Source organism: Streptomyces sp. NPDC037288 (assembly GCF_055603265.1).
This window is the reverse complement of record NZ_JBVJVY010000017.1, coordinates 133,379-149,462: the sequence shown is the minus strand read 5'-3', so window position 1 is coordinate 149,462 and position 16,084 is coordinate 133,379. Positions and strand designations below refer to the sequence as shown.

Sequence of the window (16,084 nt, the reverse complement as noted above, 5' to 3'; positions counted from 1 at the left end):
TGCCGCTCTGCGCGCCGTGGCCGGCTTCCTCGCCTTTGGTGCCTCGGCTGGTCTTCCCGCTGTCGGCGCCGCGGCCGGCCTTCTCGCCTTCGCGCGCGGTCTTCCCGCTTTCCGTGCCGCGCTCGGTCTTGCCGCTCTGCGCGCCGTGGCCGGCTTCCTCGCCTTTGGTGCCTCGGCTGGTCTTCCCGCTGTCGGCGCCGCGGCCGGCCTTCTCGCCTTCGCGCGCGGACTATCCGCTTTCCGTGCCGCGCCCGGACTATCCGCTTTCCGTGCCGCGCGCGGACTATCCGCTTTCCGTGCCGCGCGCGGACTATCCGCTTTCCGTGCCGCGCGCGGACTACCCGCTCTCCGTGCCGCGCCCGGTCTTCCCGCCCTCCGCGCCATGCCGGGCATTCCCGCCCTCCCTGCTCCGCCCGGCTCTCTCGCCCTCCGTGTCGCGCCCCGTCTCTCCGCCCTTCGTGCCGCGCCCGGCATCTGCGCCCGCCACGGCCCGCCCGGCCTTGCCGTCCTCCTGTGGTGCCGGCCCGCGTGGCGTGGGGAGGGCGCTCAGGGGCCGTACCGCGCCCTGTCTCAGTGCGCGGGTCACGGCCGCCGTACGGTCCAGCCGGGCTCCCTCCCGCACGCACTCCTCGTACCGCGCGTCCCCCAGTGCCTGCCGTGCCATCGCCTCGCAGCGTTCGTGCGGGGCGTTGAAGTACGCCGAGCCGAACAGGGGCAGCCCCACCGACGGCCAGATCCGGCCCGCCGCGCCCTGGAGCAGCGCTGCCTCGGCCGGCTCGCCCTGGGTCGCCGTCACCAGTGCCAGCAGTTCCATGGACAGCACCGAGCCGAGCAGGTCGTGGAAGGCGTGTGCGTTGCGCAGGCAGTCCGCGAGCAGCTCCCGTGCCCTGTCCTGGGCGCCGTCCTGCCAGGCGGCGTACGCCAGCACGTACAGCGCGTACGAACGCGCCCAGCGCTCCCCGTGGTCCTCGCACACCCGGCGCACGTCCTCGCACATCCGCACCGCGTCCGGCAGGTCCCCCTGGAAGGCCCGCGTCATCGCCAGCTCCACCTGGCCCATCAGCACGTTGCTGTTGAGTTCGCCGATCTCCTGGTAGCGGTGCAACGCCGACCGCAGCAGCGTTTCTGCACGGGCCATGTCATCGGTGACCAGGGCCAGACAGCCGGTGCGGTGCTCCGCGTACGCCACCGCCGCCGGATCCGCGGCCCGCTCGGCCTGCTCCCGGCACTCCTGCAGTGCCGCCAGGGCCGGCACGGTGTCGCCCTGGAGGATCGCCACGTAGCCAAGCACCCACAGCGCCTTCAGCCGCGACTGCTCGTACCCCGACTCCAGCTCCACGCAGCGCGTCAGCCAGCGGCGGCCCTCCGCGAGCCGCCCGCAGCCGACCCAGCAGAACCACAGGGACCCGGCCAGGTACTGGCCGAGGTGGGCTCCCTCCGGCTCCGAAAGACAGCACTCGAGGGCCGCCCGCAGGTTGGGCAGCTCCGCCTCGACCCGCGCGGCGACCTGGCCCTGCCGGGGCGAGAACCAGTCCAGCTCGCACCAGGTCGCCAGGCCCAGGTACCAGTCCCGGTGCCGCCTGCGCAGCCGCCCCGCGTCCCCGATCCCGTCAAGCCACTCGGCGCCGTAGGCCCGGACCGTGTCCAGCATCCGGTAGCGGGGGCCGGCCGGCGTCTCCTCGCGGGTCACGACCGACTGGGCCAGCAGCTCCGACAGCACGTCCAGGACGTCCTCGCCGGGCAGCCCGTCCCCGCTGCACACATACTCGGCCGCCTCCAGATCGAAGGTCTGCGCGAACACCGACAGCCGCGCCCACAGCAGCCGCTCGGCGGGCGTGCACAGCTCATGGCTCCAGCCGATCGCCGTGCGCAGCGCCCGGTGCCGGGACGGGGGGCCACCGGGGACCGGGAGCGGTGCACTCTCCCAGCCGCCCGTGGCCAGCAGCCGGAACCGGTCGTCCAGCCGCTGCAGCAGCTGGGCCGGGGACAGCGCCCGCAGCCGCCCGGCCGCCAGCTCCAGCGCCAGCGGAATCCCCTCCAGCCGGCGGCACAGCTCGCGCACCACGGGGCCGTCGGACAGCTTCAGCCCCTGCTCCCGGGCCCGGTCCGTGAACAGTTCCACCGCCTCGTCCTCGCCGAGCGGCGCCAGCGGGAGCAGCCGCTCGCCCGCCAGCCCCAGCGGGCGCCGGCCCGCGGCCAGCACGCGCAGCCGCGGCAGCTTCCGCAGCAGGTCGGCCGTCAGCTCGGCACAGGCCTCCACCAGGTGCTCGAACCCGTCCAGCACCAGCAGGACCGGGCGGCCGGCGAGATGCTCCAGCAGCGTCTCCCGGGGCGGCCGGGAGGTGTGGTCGGTCAGACCCAGCGCCTCCGCGACCGCGTACTCCACGAACTGCGGATCGCGCACCGCCGCCAGCTCCACCCGCCCGGACCCCGGCTCCCACCCGGCGGCGGCCCGCGCGGCCAGCCGGGACTTGCCGACGCCGCCGACCCCGGTGACGGTCACCAGCCGGGCCCGGCCGAGGGCGGTGGTCAGCTCGGCGAGTTCGGCGGAGCGCCCGACGAACGTGGCCAGTTCCAGGGGTGGTTCGCCGCCGGGGAAGGGATCTGGGCGCTGAGGACCTCGCATGGGACACGGAGCGTACTGAAGTGTGTTCAGCGCGTACAATCGCTTCCCTCAACTCCGCTCCCGCGGCCCGGATAATCCGGTACGGAGCCCCGGCCCCGGCGCGATAGGCTCGGACTCGACTTTTCGATGGTGAGGCACGTTTCAGGGAGCGGGTGCGCACAGTGTCCGGTGGAGAGGTGGCCGGGATCCTGGTGGCCGTCTTCTGGGCGATCCTGGTCTCCTTCCTCGCGGTGGCTCTCGCGAGGCTGGCCCAGACGCTCAAGGCGACGACCAAGCTGGTGGCGGACGTGACCGACCAGGCCGTCCCGCTGCTCGCCGACGCCTCTCAGGCGGTGCGCTCCGCGCAGACCCAGATCGACCGCGTCGACGCGATCGCCTCCGACGTCCAGGAGGTCGCGTCGAACGCCTCCGCGCTGTCGACCACCGTCGCCTCCACTTTCGGCGGCCCGCTGGTCAAGGTCGCGGCCTTCGGCTACGGCGTCCGCCGGGCGCTGGGCGGCCGCAAGGAGGACGTGCCCGCGAAGGCGCCCCGGCGTACGGTGATCGTGGGCCGCACGGTCCCCGCCGCACGACGCAAGCGGAAGTAAGGACTGAGACCGAGCGATGTTCCGCCGTACGTTCTGGTTCACCACCGGTGTCGCCGCCGGTGTGTGGGCGACCACCAAGGTCAACCGCAAGCTGAAGCAGCTGACCCCGGAGAGCCTCGCCGCGACCGCGGCGAACAAGGCCCTGGAGACCGGTCAGCGGCTGAAGGACCGCGCGGTGGGCTTCGCCCTCGACGTCCGCGACAACATGGCCCAGCGGGAAGCCGAGCTGGAGGAGGCCCTCGGGATCCACGAGAACCCCGAACTCCCCGCACCGCGGCGGTACGCCGCCATCGAGACCCACCGCAGCGACGACCGCAGCGACAACAGCACACCGAAGTACACCGAACCCCCGATGTACTCGTACAACCGGAATGAGGACCACTGATGGAGTCGGCCGAGATTCGCCGCCGCTGGCTGAGCTTCTTCGAGGAGCGCGGGCACACCGTCGTCCCTTCGGCGTCGCTCATCGCGGACGACCCGACTCTGCTCCTCGTCCCCGCCGGCATGGTCCCCTTCAAGCCCTACTTCCTGGGTGAGGTCAAGCCGCCGTTCCCGCGCGCCACCAGCGTGCAGAAGTGCGTGCGCACGCCCGACATCGAAGAGGTCGGCAAGACCACGCGCCACGGCACGTTCTTCCAGATGTGCGGCAACTTCTCCTTCGGTGACTACTTCAAGGAAGGCGCCATCAAGTACGCCTGGGAGCTGCTCACCACGCCCCAGGACAAGGGCGGTTACGGCCTGGAGCCGGAACGCCTGTGGATCACCGTCTACAAGGACGACGACGAGGCCGAGCGCATCTGGCACGAGGTCGTCGGGGTGCCGAAGGAGCGCATCCAGCGCCTCGGCATGAAGGACAACTACTGGTCCATGGGCGTCCCCGGCCCCTGCGGCCCCTGCTCCGAGATCAACTACGACCGCGGCCCCGAGTTCGGCGTCGAGGGCGGCCCCGCCGTCAACGACGAGCGGTACGTGGAGATCTGGAACCTCGTCTTCATGCAGTACGAGCGGGGCGAGGGCATCGGCAAGGACAACTTCGAGATCCTCGGGGACCTGCCGAGCAAGAACATCGACACGGGCCTCGGCCTGGAGCGGCTCGCCATGATTCTGCAGGGCGTGCAGAACATGTACGAGATCGACACCTCCATGGCCGTCATCGAGAAGGCCACCGAGCTGACCGGCGTCCGCTACGGCGACGCCCACGCCTCGGACGTGTCCCTGCGCGTGGTCACCGACCACATGCGTACGGCCACCATGCTCATCGGCGACGGCGTCACCCCCGGCAACGAGGGCCGTGGCTACGTCCTGCGCCGCATCATGCGCCGCGCCATCCGCAACATGCGCCTGCTCGGCGCCACCGGTCCGGTCGTCAAGGACCTGGTCGACACCGTGATCGGCATGATGGGCCAGCAGTACCCCGAGCTGATCACCGACCGTGAGCGCATCGAGAAGGTCGCCCTCGCCGAGGAGAACGCCTTCCTCAAGACGCTGAAGGCCGGCACCAACATCCTCGACACCGCCGTCACCGAGACCAAGCAGGCCGGTTCCACCGTCCTGCCCGGCGACAAGGCGTTCCTGCTCCACGACACCTGGGGCTTCCCGATCGACCTCACCCTGGAGATGGCCGCCGAGCAGGGCCTCTCGGTGGACGAGGACGGCTTCCGCCGCCTGATGAAGGAGCAGCGGGAACGCGCCAAGGCCGACGCCCAGGCCAAGAAGACCGGCCACGCCGACATGGGCGCCTACCGCGAGATCGCCGACACCGCCGGCGAGACCCACTTCATCGGCTACTCCGACACGGAGGGCGAGACCACCATCGTCGGCATCCTGGTCGACGGGGTCTCCTCCCCGGCCGCCACCGAGGGCGACGAGGTCGAGATCGTCCTGGACCGCACCCCGTTCTACGCCGAGGGCGGCGGCCAGATCGGCGACACCGGCCGGATCAAGGTCGACTCCGGTGCCGTCATCGAGGTCCGCGACTGCCAGAAGCCGGTCCCGGGTGTGTACGTCCACAAGGGCGTCGTCCAGGTCGGCGAGGTGACCGTCGGCGCCAAGGCCCACGCCTCCATCGACGCCCGCCGCCGCAAGGCCATCGCCCGCGCCCACTCGGCCACCCACCTGACCCACCAGGCCCTGCGCGACGCCCTCGGCCCGACGGCCGCCCAGGCCGGTTCCGAGAACCAGCCCGGCCGCTTCCGCTTCGACTTCGGCTCCCCGTCCGCCGTCCCGACGGCCGTGATGACCGACGTCGAGCAGAAGATCAACGAGGTGCTCGCCCGCGACCTGGACGTGCACGCCGAGGTCATGGGCATCGACGAGGCCAAGAAGCAGGGCGCCATCGCCGAGTTCGGCGAGAAGTACGGCGAGCGGGTCCGCGTGGTCACCATCGGCGACTTCTCCAAGGAGCTGTGCGGTGGCACGCACGTGCACAACACCGCCCAGCTGGGCCTGGTGAAGCTGCTCGGCGAGTCCTCCATCGGCTCCGGTGTCCGTCGTATCGAGGCCCTGGTCGGGGTCGACGCCTACACCTTCCTCGCCCGCGAGCACACGGTCGTCAACCAGCTGACCGAGCTGCTCAAGGGCCGCCCGGAGGAGCTCCCGGAGAAGGTCTCCTCGATGCTCGGCAAGCTGAAGGACGCCGAGAAGGAGATCGAGAAGTTCCGCGCCGAGAAGGTGCTGCAGGCCGCCGCCGGTCTCGCCGGGTCCGCCAAGGACGTACGCGGTGTCGCCGTGGTGACCGGTCAGGTCCCGGACGGCACCACCCCCGACGACCTGCGCAAGCTGGTCCTCGACGTGCGTGGCCGCATCCAGGGCGGCCGGGCCGCCGTGGTCGCCCTCTTCGCGGTCAACAACGGCAAGCCGCTCACGGTCATCGCCACCAACGACGCCGCCCGCGAGCGCGGCCTCAAGGCCGGTGACCTGGTCCGTACCGCGGCCAAGACCCTCGGCGGCGGCGGTGGCGGCAAGCCGGACGTCGCCCAGGGCGGTGGCCAGAACCCGGCCGCCGTCGGCGAGGCCGTCGACGCTGTCGAGCGCCTCGTCGCCGAAACCGCCAAGTGACGGCTGAGTAAGGAAGCGGTCGGAAATGCGCAGAGGACGTCGACTTTCGATCGACGTCGGGGACGCCCGCATCGGGGTCGCCTCGTGTGACCCCGATGGGATCCTCGCCACACCGGTGGAGACCGTCCCCGGCCGGGACATCCCCGCCGCTCACCGCCGCTTGCGGCAACTGGTGGAGGAGTACGAACCGATCGAGGTCGTCGTAGGCCTCCCTCGCTCCCTCAAGGGGGGCGAGGGCCCGGCCGCCGTCAAGGTCCGCGCCTTCGCCCAGGAGCTGGCCAAGGGCATCAAGCCGGTGCCGGTGCGCCTGGTGGACGAGCGGATGACGACCGTGACGGCCAGTCAGGGACTGCGCGCTTCCGGTGTGAAGTCCAAGAAGGGCCGGGCCGTCATCGATCAGGCCGCCGCCGTCATCATCCTGCAGCAGGCCCTCGAATCCGAACGGGTGTCAGGTAAAGCACCCGGCGAGGGCGTCGAAGTGGTCATCTGATCGCGATACGGTAACGTTCCGCGCGATGCGCCGGTGTTCGAACAGCCGACGCACAACAAGAGGCGGAACGGAAGCGAGGCCCACCGGTCACGCGGCCGGTCGGCCTCGCGGCTCTAGGGGATCGATGACTGAGTATGGCCGGGGCCCTGGCTCCGAACCGTGGCATCCGCAGGACCCGTTGTTCGGGGACGGCGGATGGGAAGGGCAGCAGGCCCATGTGGGTCAGCAGTCTGCCTACGGCGGCCAGCCGCAGCACTACCCGCAGCAGCCGCAGTACGGCGACTGGAGCCAGGAGCAGCAGTCCGGGTACGGCAACGAGCAGTACCAGTTCCACGGCGAACAGGGTCAGCAGCAGTTCACCGGCCACACCCAGCAGCAGTACCCGCACCACGGCGGCTGGGACGCGACCGGTACCCACGGCCAGGCGCCGTACGCCGCCGACCCCGGCGACCCGTACGGCCAGCAGCCCGTCGCCTACGGCGGGGAGCAGCCCGACTTCTACGGCACCGAGGACGCCTACCCGCCGCCGCAGCCGCCTGGCCGCAGGCGCACCGAGGCCGAACCGGAGCAGGAGACCGCGCCCGCCGAGGAGGAGCACCCCTTCTTCACCGGAGGCGGCGGTGAGGACGACGACGGCGAGGAGCACGAGCTCCAGAGCCGCCGGGACCGGCGCGGCAAAGGGAAGAAACCCGCCAAGAAGGGTCAGAAACGCCGCACCGGTTGCGCATGCCTGGTGGTGTGCCTGGTGTTCGGCGGAGGCCTCGGCGGGGTCGGATACTTCGGCTACAGGTTCTACCAAAATCGTTTCGCCCCGGCCGCGGACTACGCGGGCAGTGGAAACGGCGAGCAGGTCACGGTCGAGATCCCCAAGGGCGCGGGTGGATGGGACATCGGCCAGAAGCTGAAGGAGGAGGGCGTCGTCGAGAGCGCGGCCGCGTTCGTGTCCGCACTGCAGGCGAACCCTGAGGGCAAGACACTCCAGGACGGTGTCTACACCCTGGAGAAACGGATGTCCGCTGCGAGCGCGGTGGAACTGATGCTCAGCCCGAAGAGCCGCAGCAACCTGATCATCGCCGAGGGGCTTCGCAACACGGCGGTCTACAGTCTGATCGACAAACGCGTCGGGGCGGCGGCGGGTACGACGGCGAGCGTTGCGAAGAAGGATTACAGGAGCCTCGGGTTGCCCGCCTGGGCGCTGGACCACACGAACCTGAAGGATCCGCTGGAAGGCTTCCTCTACCCCTCCAGTTACGCGGTCACCAAGGGCCAGAAACCCGAGGCCGTGCTCAAGGAGATGGTGTCCCAGGCCACCGCCGAGTACAAGGAACTGGGCCTGGAGAACAAGGCCAAGGCCCTCGGCCTCGACGGCCCCTGGCAGTTGCTCACCGTGGCGAGCCTGGTGCAGGCCGAGGGTACGAGCCACGACGATTTCCGCAAGATGGCGGAGGTCGTCTACAACCGCCTGGAGCCGGACAACCCGCAGACCTACGGGCGGCTGGAGTTCGACTCCACGTACAACTACGTGAAGAACCAGAGCAAGATCGACCTGAGCATCGCCGAGCTGCGCAGGTACAACAACCCCTACAACACCTACTTCTCCAAGGGCCTGCCACCCGGCCCCATCGGAAACCCCGGCGAGGAAGCGCTCAAGGGCGCGCTCGACCCGACGAACGACGGCTGGTACTACTTCATCTCGATGGACGGCAAGACCAGCAAGTTCACCAAGACGCTCGAGGAGCACGAGAAGCTCGTCAACGAGTGGAACGCGTCGAGGAAGAAGAGCTGACGACGGGCGCCGTCAGCTCCCTGAGGCGGGATCGTCCGGCATGGGTCCTCGGTAGTCTTCGCCTGGATACAGAAGCTCAAGGACGGGTTCCATGGCATCGAAGGTAGTTGACGCCCGCCGGGCCGCCGTGCTCGGCAAGCCCATCGCCCACTCCCTCTCGCCGGTGCTGCACCGGGCCGCGTACCACGAGATGGGGCTCAGCGAGTGGTCGTACGACCGCTTCGAGGTGGACGAGGCCTCTCTGCCCGGCTTCTTCGAGAAGCTCGGGCCGGAGTGGGCGGGGCTGTCACTGACGATGCCGCTGAAGCGGGCGGTCATCCCGTTGCTGGACGAGATCAGCGAGACGGCCGCCTCCGTCGACGCGGTCAACACGGTCGTCTTCACCGAGGACGGCCGCCGGCTCGGCGACAACACGGACATCCCCGGCATGGTGGCCGCCCTGCGCGAGCACGGCATCGAGCAGGTCGACTCCGCCGCGATCCTCGGCGCCGGCGCCACCGCCTCCTCCGCGCTCGCCGCCCTGGCCCGGATCTGCACCGGCGAGGTCGTCGCCTACGTCCGCAGCGAGGCCCGCGCCGCCGAGATGCGCCGGTGGGGCGAACGGCTCGACGTCGAGGTGCGCACGGCGGACTGGGCTGATGCCGCGCAGGCGCTGCGTGCCCCGCTGGTCATCGCCACCACGCCCGCCGGTACGACCGACGCCCTCGCCACCGCGGTACCCGAGCGTCCCGCCACCCTCTTCGACGTGCTCTACGACCCCTGGCCGACCGAGCTGGCTGCCCGCTGGTCCATGTTCGGCGGCGCCGTGGTCAGCGGGCTCGACCTGCTGGTCCACCAGGCCGTCCTCCAGGTCGAGCAGATGACCGGCCGCTCCCCGGTGCCCCTCGAGGCCATGCGCCACGCCGGTGAGCAGGCGCTCGCGGCGCGCTGAACGCCCACCGGCACGTCCGTCTGCTGGACCGGCGGCCGGACAACGGCCAGGTCGTGGGAGGATCGGAGGTGGCGGACCGGGGTCGCGCACCCGGTCGCGCCGTCGCCGTACGCGAGGATGTGCGTACGCAGGGCAGTACCGGGCGCGAACACTGAGGAGCACCGTTGAGCAGGCTGCGTTGGCTGACCGCGGGGGAGTCCCACGGCCCGGCACTTGTCGCGACGCTGGAGGGCCTTCCCGCCGGCGTGCCGATCACCACGGAGATGGTGGCGGACCACCTGGCGCGGCGGCGGCTCGGTTATGGCCGCGGTGCGCGGATGAAGTTCGAGCGGGACGAGGTCACCTTCCTGGGCGGTGTCCGGCACGGTCTGACCCTCGGCTCCCCGGTGGCGGTCATGGTGGGGAACACCGAGTGGCCCAAGTGGGAGCAGGTCATGGCGGCCGACCCGGTCGACCGGGAGATCCTCGACGGGCTCGCCCGTAACGCGCCGCTGACCCGCCCGCGGCCCGGCCACGCCGACCTCGCCGGCATGCAGAAGTACGGCTTCGACGAGGCCCGCCCGATCCTGGAGCGCGCCTCGGCCCGTGAGACGGCGGCCCGGGTGGCGCTGGGCGCGGTGGCCCGCTCCTACCTGAAGGAGACGGCCGGTATCGAGATCGTCTCGCACGTCGTCGAACTGTGCTCCGTGAAGGCTCCGCAGGGCGTGTACCCCACGCCGGCCGACGTCGAGAAGCTGGACGCCGACCCGCTGCGCTGCCTGGACGCGGACGCCTCGAAGGCGATGGTCGCGGAGGTGGACCAGGCCCACAAGGACGGCGACACGCTCGGCGGCGTGGTCGAGGTGCTGGCGTACGGCGTACCGGTCGGCCTGGGCTCGCACGTGCACTGGGACCGCAAGCTGGACGCCCGTCTCGCCGGCGCCCTGATGGGCATCCAGGCGATCAAGGGCGTCGAGATCGGTGACGGCTTCGAGCTGGCCCGGGTGCCGGGCTCCAAGGCGCACGACGAGATCGTCAGCACGCCCGAGGGCATCCGCCGCGTCTCCGGCCGCGCCGGTGGCACCGAGGGCGGCCTGAGCACGGGCGAGCTGCTGCGGGTGCGCGCCGCGATGAAGCCGATCGCTACCGTGCCGCGCGCCCTGAAGACGGTGGACGTCAGCACCGGAGAGGCCGCCCAGGCCCACCACCAGCGTTCCGACGTCTCGGCCGTGCCCGCCGCGGGCATCGTCGCCGAGGCCATGGTCGCGCTCGTGCTCGCGGACGCGGTGGCGGAGAAGTTCGGCGGCGACAGCGTCGTCGAGACCCGGCGCAACGTGCGGTCGTACCTCGACAACCTGCAGATCCGGTGAGCGCCGTGCCTGCGGTCGTACTCGTCGGCCCGATGGGCGTCGGCAAGTCCACCGTCGGCCGGCTGCTCGCCGAGCGCCTCGGCCTCGGCTACCGGGACACCGACGAGGACATCGTGGCCACCGAGGGCCGCACCATCGCCGAGATCTTCGTCGACGACGGCGAGCCCGTCTTCCGCGCGATCGAGAAGCGGGCGGTGCATGCCGCGCTCGCCGAGCACGAGGGCGTCCTCGCGCTCGGCGGCGGGGCGATCCTGGACGCCGACACGCGCGCGCTGCTCGCCGGGCACCGGGTGGTCTACCTCTCGATGGACGTGGAGGAGGCCGTCAGGCGCACCGGCCTGAACGTGGCCCGGCCGCTGCTCGCGGTCAACCCGCGCAAGCAGTGGCGCGAGCTGATGGAGGCCCGGCGGCACCTGTACGAGGAGGTCGCCACCGCCGTCGTACCGACGGACGGCCGCACCCCCGAAGAGGTCAGCCAAGCGGCCCTCGACGCACTGGAGTTGAAGGAAGCATGAGCGAGTCAGTCACTCGGATCCAGGTCGCCGGCACCGCGGGCACCGACCCCTACGAGGTGCTGGTCGGCCGCCGACTCCTCGGTGAACTGGCCGGGTTGATCGGACCGAAGGCCAAGCGGGTCGCGGTGATCCACCCCGAGGCGCTGGCCGAGACCGGTGACGCGCTGCGCGCCGATCTGGCCGAGCAGGGCTACGAGGCGATCGCCATCCAGGTGCCGAACGCCGAGGAGGCCAAGACCGCCGAGGTCGCCGCCTACTGCTGGAAGGCGCTGGGCCAGTCGAACTTCACCCGCTCCGACGCGATCGTGGGGGTGGGCGGCGGTGCGACGACGGACCTGGCCGGGTTCGTGGCGGCGACCTGGCTGCGCGGGGTGCGCTGGATCGCCGTCCCGACCACGGTGCTGGCGATGGTGGACGCGGCGGTCGGCGGCAAGACCGGCATCAACACCGCCGAGGGCAAGAACCTGGTGGGTGCCTTCCACCCGCCGGCCGGCGTGCTGTGCGACCTGGCCGCGCTGGACTCCCTCCCGGTCAACGACTACGTCTCCGGACTCGCCGAGATCATCAAGGCCGGTTTCATCGCCGACCCGGCGATCCTGGACCTCATCGAGGCCGACCCCGAGGCCGCCCGGACCCCGGCGGGCCCGCACACGGCGGAGCTGATCGAGCGCTCGATCCGGGTGAAGGCCGAGGTCGTCTCCAGCGACCTGAAGGAGTCGGGGCTGCGCGAGATCCTCAACTACGGCCACACGCTCGGCCACGCCATCGAGAAGAACGAGCGCTATCAGTGGCGGCACGGCGCCGCGGTCGCGGTCGGCATGCACTTCGCCGCCGAACTGGGCCGTCTGGCGGGCCGGTTGGACGACGCGACGGCGGACCGGCACCGTGCGGTCCTGGAAGCGGTCGGCCTGCCGCTGTACTACCGCTACGACCAGTGGCCCAAGCTGCTGGAGACGATGAAGGTCGACAAGAAGTCCCGCGGCGACCTGCTGCGCTTCATCGTCCTGGACGGCCTGGCCAAGCCCACCGTTCTGGAAGGCCCCGACCCGGCCGTCCTGCTCGCCGCGTACGGCGAGGTCGGGCAGTAAGTCCCCGACTGTTCCGTCCGTCCGATTCCCCTTCCGGAACGGGCACTTCGAGCCGCCCCCGGTCGTTTCACCAAACGACGGCCGGGGACGGTACCGTTCGGCAAGCAGCGGGTTAACCTCTGCTACCAGCACGAATTGCCTGTACGAGACGGAGTGGCAACGGATGCAGCACGCAGTGGGGTCTCCGCTGCCGCCGCCCCACCAGCCGGGGCAGATGCCGCATGTCGGCTGGGTGTCGGCCGCGCACCACCCGGGCCCGCATCGGGGAGCCTCCCAGGGGCCCGCCCCCGCCCCCGTGCCTCCGCCGCCGGTCTTCCCGGCCCCGGCCGGTGCCGTCCCGCCGACGCCCCCGCCGCCTCCCGCGCCCCAGTCCCCGGCCCCGCAGCCCGCCGCGCCGCCGGCCCCCGACACCACCGGTCATGTCCCGCTGCCGCCCGGCGGCCCGGTAGGCGTACCCGCGCCGCCGCCGGCTGCCGCCGCGGCCCCCGACCCGGCGACCACCACTCTGGCCGTCCTGCTGATCGGCCCGGCCGGTGCGGGCAAGACCAGCGTCGCCAAGTACTGGGCCGACCACCGTCGCGTGCCGACCGCGCACATCAGCCTGGACGACGTGCGCGAATGGGTCCGTTCGGGCTTCGCCGACCCCCAGTCCGGCTGGAACGACAACTCCGAGGCCCAGTACCGCCTGGCCCGCCGCACCTGCGGTTTCGCCGCCCGCAACTTCCTCGCCAACGGCATCTCCTGCATCCTCGACGACGCCGTCTTCCCGGACCGCCCGGTCGTCGGCCTGGGCGGCTGGAAGCGGCACGTCGGCCCCGGTCTGCTCCCGGTCGTCCTGCTGCCCGGCCTGGACATCGTCCTGGAGCGCAACGCCGAGCGCACCGGCAACCGCCGGCTCACCGACGAGGAGGTCGCCCGTATCCACGGCCGCATGGCCGGCTGGTACGGCTCGGGCCTCCCGATCATCGACAACTCCCAGCTGGACATCCCGAGCACGGCACACGTACTGGACGAGGTCCTGGCGAGGGCGATAGCAAGCCCACCGAGCTGGTGAACAAGAGGTGAGTGGTCCCACTCAAGGGGCGCGGGGAACGGCGCGACAAGCCCCCACGCACCCGCACCCGGCGATCCACAGGAACTACCCCCGCAAACCCCACTCGGCCCCTAAAAACCGGCACAATCCGGTCAAAACTCCTACGCTCGTCTCATGTCAGAGGTGTACGCGACCCGCCGATCCCGGCTGAGAGACCACTTCACCGCGGCCGGCACCGCGGCAGCGCTCGTCACCCGCCCGGCCAACGTGCGCTACCTGGCCGCCGCGGCCCCGCAGGGCTCCGCACTGCTGCTCGGCAGGCGCGAGGACCTCCTCGTATGCGCCGGCCCGCCCGACGACCGCCCCTACGAGGGCCGGCCCGACGAGAACCTGCGCCCGCACGTCCTGCCCACCGGTGGTGACGCCGCCGTCGCGGCGGCCGGCCTCGCCGTGGCCCAGGGCGCCGACTCCCTGGCGGTGGAGGAACACCACCTCACCGTGGCCCGGCACAGAGCCCTGACCTCCGTCGCCCCGGGTCTGCGCGTCACGGACCTCGGCGGAGCCGTCGAGCAGCTCAGGGTGGTCAAGGACGAGGAGGAGATCTCCTGTCTCCGCATCGGCGCCGAGATCGCCGACCAGGCCCTCGGCGAGCTGCTGGAGTCCATCCTGGTCGGCCGTACCGAGCGGCACCTCGCGCTGGAACTGGAGCGCCGCCTGGTGGACCACGGGGCCGACGGGCCCGCCTTCCCCACCTCGGTCGCCACCGGACAGAACTCCGGCCGCCGCGGCCACCGCCCCACCGACCGGCGCGTGGAGGAGGGCGACTTCCTCACCGTGTGCCTGGGTGCGACCTATCGCGGATACCGCTGCGAGATCGGCCGTACCTTCGTGATCGGCACCTCGCCCGCCGACTGGCAGATCGAGCTCTACGACCTCGTCTTCGCCGCCCAGCGCGCCGGACGCGAGTCCCTGGCACCCGGCGCCGGATACCGTGACGTGGACCGTGCGGCGCGCCAGGTACTGGACTCGGCCGGCTATGCGGAGGCCCTGCCACCGCTGACCGGACACGGCGTCGGACTCGAAATCGACGAGGACCCGCAGTTGGCGCCCGCGGCCATGGGTAAACTGGACGCTTGCGTGCCGGTCACCGTCGAACCGGGGGTCCACCTCCCGGGCCGGGGCGGCGTCCGGATCGATGACACGCTCGTCGTACGCCCCGAGGCGGACGGCGGACCCGAGCTACTCACCATCACGACCAAGGAGCTGCTCGCCCTCTAGGCAGTGGCGTGCGCCGGGGTCGTACGTCAGTCCAGGAGATTCCGCAACCGTGGCTTCCACGAACGACCTCAAGAACGGCATGGTGCTCAAGCTCGAAGGCGGCCAGCTCTGGTCCGTCGTCGAGTTCCAGCACGTCAAGCCCGGCAAGGGCCCGGCCTTCGTGCGCACCAAGCTCAAGAACGTGCTCTCCGGCAAGGTCGTCGACAAGACCTTCAACGCCGGTGTCAAGGTCGAGACGGCCACCGTCGACAAGCGCGACATGCAGTACTCGTACAAGGACGGCGACTACTTCGTCTTCATGGACATGGAGACGTACGACCAGCTGCACATCGACCCGAAGGCCGTCGGCGACGCCGCGAACTTCCTGATCGAGGGCTTCACGGCCGTCGTCGCCCAGCACGAGGGCGAGGTGCTCTTCGTCGAGCTGCCGGCCGCTGTCGAGCTGACCATCCAGGAGACCGAGCCGGGCGTCCAGGGTGACCGCTCCACCGGTGGCACCAAGCCCGCCATCCTGGAGACCGGCCACCAGATCCAGGTCCCGCTCTTCATCACCACCGGTGAGAAGATCAAGGTCGACACCCGTACGAGCGACTACCTCGGCCGGGTGAACAGCTAACCGTGGCTGCCCGCAACACGGCCCGCAAGCGCGCCTTCCAGATCCTCTTCGAGGGCGACCAGCGCGGCGCCGACGTCCTGACGGTCCTCGCTGACTGGGTCCGGCTCTCCCGGTCCGACACCCGGCAGCCGCCGGTCAGCGAGTACACGATGCAGCTGGTCGAGGGCTACGCGGAACACGTGAGGCGCATCGACGAGCTGATCGCCCAGTACGCGGTCGGCTGGACGCTCGACCGGATGCCGGTCGTGGACCGCAACATCCTACGGCTGGGCGCGTACGAGCTGATCTGGGTCGACGAGACCCCGGACGCCGTCGTCCTGGACGAGATGGTGCAGCTGGCCAAGGAGTTCTCGACGGACGAGTCGCCCTCGTTCGTGAACGGTCTGCTGGGCCGGCTGAAGGAGCTCAAGCCTTCGCTCCGCCGGGATTAGCCGACGGCGCGCTGCGCTTGCCCAGTCGGGAAAAGGGGCGCCGTGGGACTGGGGCAGCCGAGTGGCCTTGGGGCCGTCTGTGGTTGCTCGCGCAGTTCCCCGCGCCCCTTGGGCATGTTCGCGCCCCGGCGCCCACAAGGCGCCGCCACGGTCGCAAAAACGCCGCCGGGGGGGGGGGGGGGGGGGGGGGTCTCCCCCCCCCGCAGGAAAGTTTTTTCCCGGGGCCCGACGGGGGGGCGCCCCTTTTTTTTTGGGCCCAGGTAGGGGGGGGGTTGAGGCTGCGGAGACCCCAATCCC

General features: G+C 71.2%; 14 protein-coding genes. 13 read left to right on the top strand and 1 reads right to left on the bottom strand.

Annotation, left to right across the window (positions count from 1 at the left end; genetic code table 11):
- Positions 1-337: 337 nt before the first annotated feature.
- Positions 338-2,626 (bottom strand): ATP-binding protein, encoded by a 2,289-nt coding sequence (locus tag ACZ7GZ_RS20865; protein ID WP_471026153.1) that lies wholly within the window; start codon positions 2,624-2,626, stop codon positions 338-340.
- A gap of 161 nt (positions 2,627-2,787) precedes the next feature.
- Here ACZ7GZ_RS20865 and ACZ7GZ_RS20860 point away from each other — a divergent pair, with 161 nt between their 5' ends.
- The 13 genes from ACZ7GZ_RS20860 (at position 2,788) to nusB (ending at position 15,787) form a co-directional block, all read left to right on the top strand.
- Positions 2,788-3,213 (top strand): DUF948 domain-containing protein, encoded by a 426-nt coding sequence (locus tag ACZ7GZ_RS20860; RefSeq protein WP_471026151.1) that lies wholly within the window; start codon positions 2,788-2,790, stop codon positions 3,211-3,213.
- Positions 3,214-3,229: 16 nt separating this feature from the next.
- On the top strand, positions 3,230-3,598 hold the full coding sequence (locus ACZ7GZ_RS20855; RefSeq protein ID WP_471026148.1) for a hypothetical protein: 369 nt from the start codon (positions 3,230-3,232) through the stop codon (positions 3,596-3,598).
- Entirely contained in the window at positions 3,598-6,270 is a 2,673-nt protein-coding gene (gene alaS, locus ACZ7GZ_RS20850; RefSeq protein WP_471026146.1) for an alanine--tRNA ligase, read from the top strand. The genes ACZ7GZ_RS20855 and alaS overlap by 1 nt, the downstream gene beginning before the upstream one ends.
- 25 nt (positions 6,271-6,295) lie before the next feature.
- A complete protein-coding gene (ruvX, locus tag ACZ7GZ_RS20845) occupies positions 6,296-6,760 on the top strand; it encodes a Holliday junction resolvase RuvX (protein WP_023552096.1) in 465 nt (154 codons plus the stop codon).
- 124 nt (positions 6,761-6,884) lie between these two features.
- Positions 6,885-8,546 (top strand): endolytic transglycosylase MltG, encoded by a 1,662-nt coding sequence (gene mltG / locus ACZ7GZ_RS20840; protein ID WP_471026144.1) that lies wholly within the window; start codon positions 6,885-6,887, stop codon positions 8,544-8,546.
- Positions 8,547-8,637: 91 nt separating this feature from the next.
- Positions 8,638-9,477 (top strand): shikimate dehydrogenase, encoded by an 840-nt coding sequence (locus ACZ7GZ_RS20835; RefSeq protein WP_471026142.1) that lies wholly within the window; start codon positions 8,638-8,640, stop codon positions 9,475-9,477.
- A 164-nt stretch (positions 9,478-9,641) separates the two neighbouring features.
- Positions 9,642-10,826 (top strand): chorismate synthase, encoded by a 1,185-nt coding sequence (gene aroC / locus ACZ7GZ_RS20830; RefSeq protein WP_471026140.1) that lies wholly within the window; start codon positions 9,642-9,644, stop codon positions 10,824-10,826.
- Positions 10,823-11,341, top strand: a complete 519-nt coding sequence (locus ACZ7GZ_RS20825; protein WP_471026137.1) for a shikimate kinase — start codon at positions 10,823-10,825, stop codon at positions 11,339-11,341. The genes aroC and ACZ7GZ_RS20825 overlap by 4 nt, the downstream gene beginning before the upstream one ends.
- On the top strand, positions 11,338-12,429 hold the full coding sequence (aroB, locus tag ACZ7GZ_RS20820) for a 3-dehydroquinate synthase (protein ID WP_471026134.1): 1,092 nt from the start codon (positions 11,338-11,340) through the stop codon (positions 12,427-12,429). The genes ACZ7GZ_RS20825 and aroB overlap by 4 nt, the downstream gene beginning before the upstream one ends.
- Before the next feature lie 163 nt (positions 12,430-12,592).
- Positions 12,593-13,483, top strand: coding sequence for a Pro-rich N-terminal domain-containing protein (locus ACZ7GZ_RS20815; protein WP_471026131.1), 891 nt, complete (start codon positions 12,593-12,595; stop codon positions 13,481-13,483).
- Between the two features lie 153 nt (positions 13,484-13,636).
- On the top strand, positions 13,637-14,740 hold the full coding sequence (locus ACZ7GZ_RS20810; protein WP_471026128.1) for an aminopeptidase P family protein: 1,104 nt from the start codon (positions 13,637-13,639) through the stop codon (positions 14,738-14,740).
- 49 nt (positions 14,741-14,789) lie between these two features.
- The gene (gene efp / locus ACZ7GZ_RS20805) at positions 14,790-15,356 is read left to right on the top strand and encodes an elongation factor P (RefSeq protein ID WP_471026126.1); all 567 of its coding nucleotides are present in this window, start codon (positions 14,790-14,792) and stop codon (positions 15,354-15,356) included.
- 2 nt (positions 15,357-15,358) lie between these two features.
- Complete coding sequence (gene nusB, locus ACZ7GZ_RS20800; protein WP_471026125.1) at positions 15,359-15,787, top strand: transcription antitermination factor NusB; 429 nt, start codon at positions 15,359-15,361, stop codon at positions 15,785-15,787.
- Positions 15,788-16,084 lie beyond the last annotated feature (297 nt).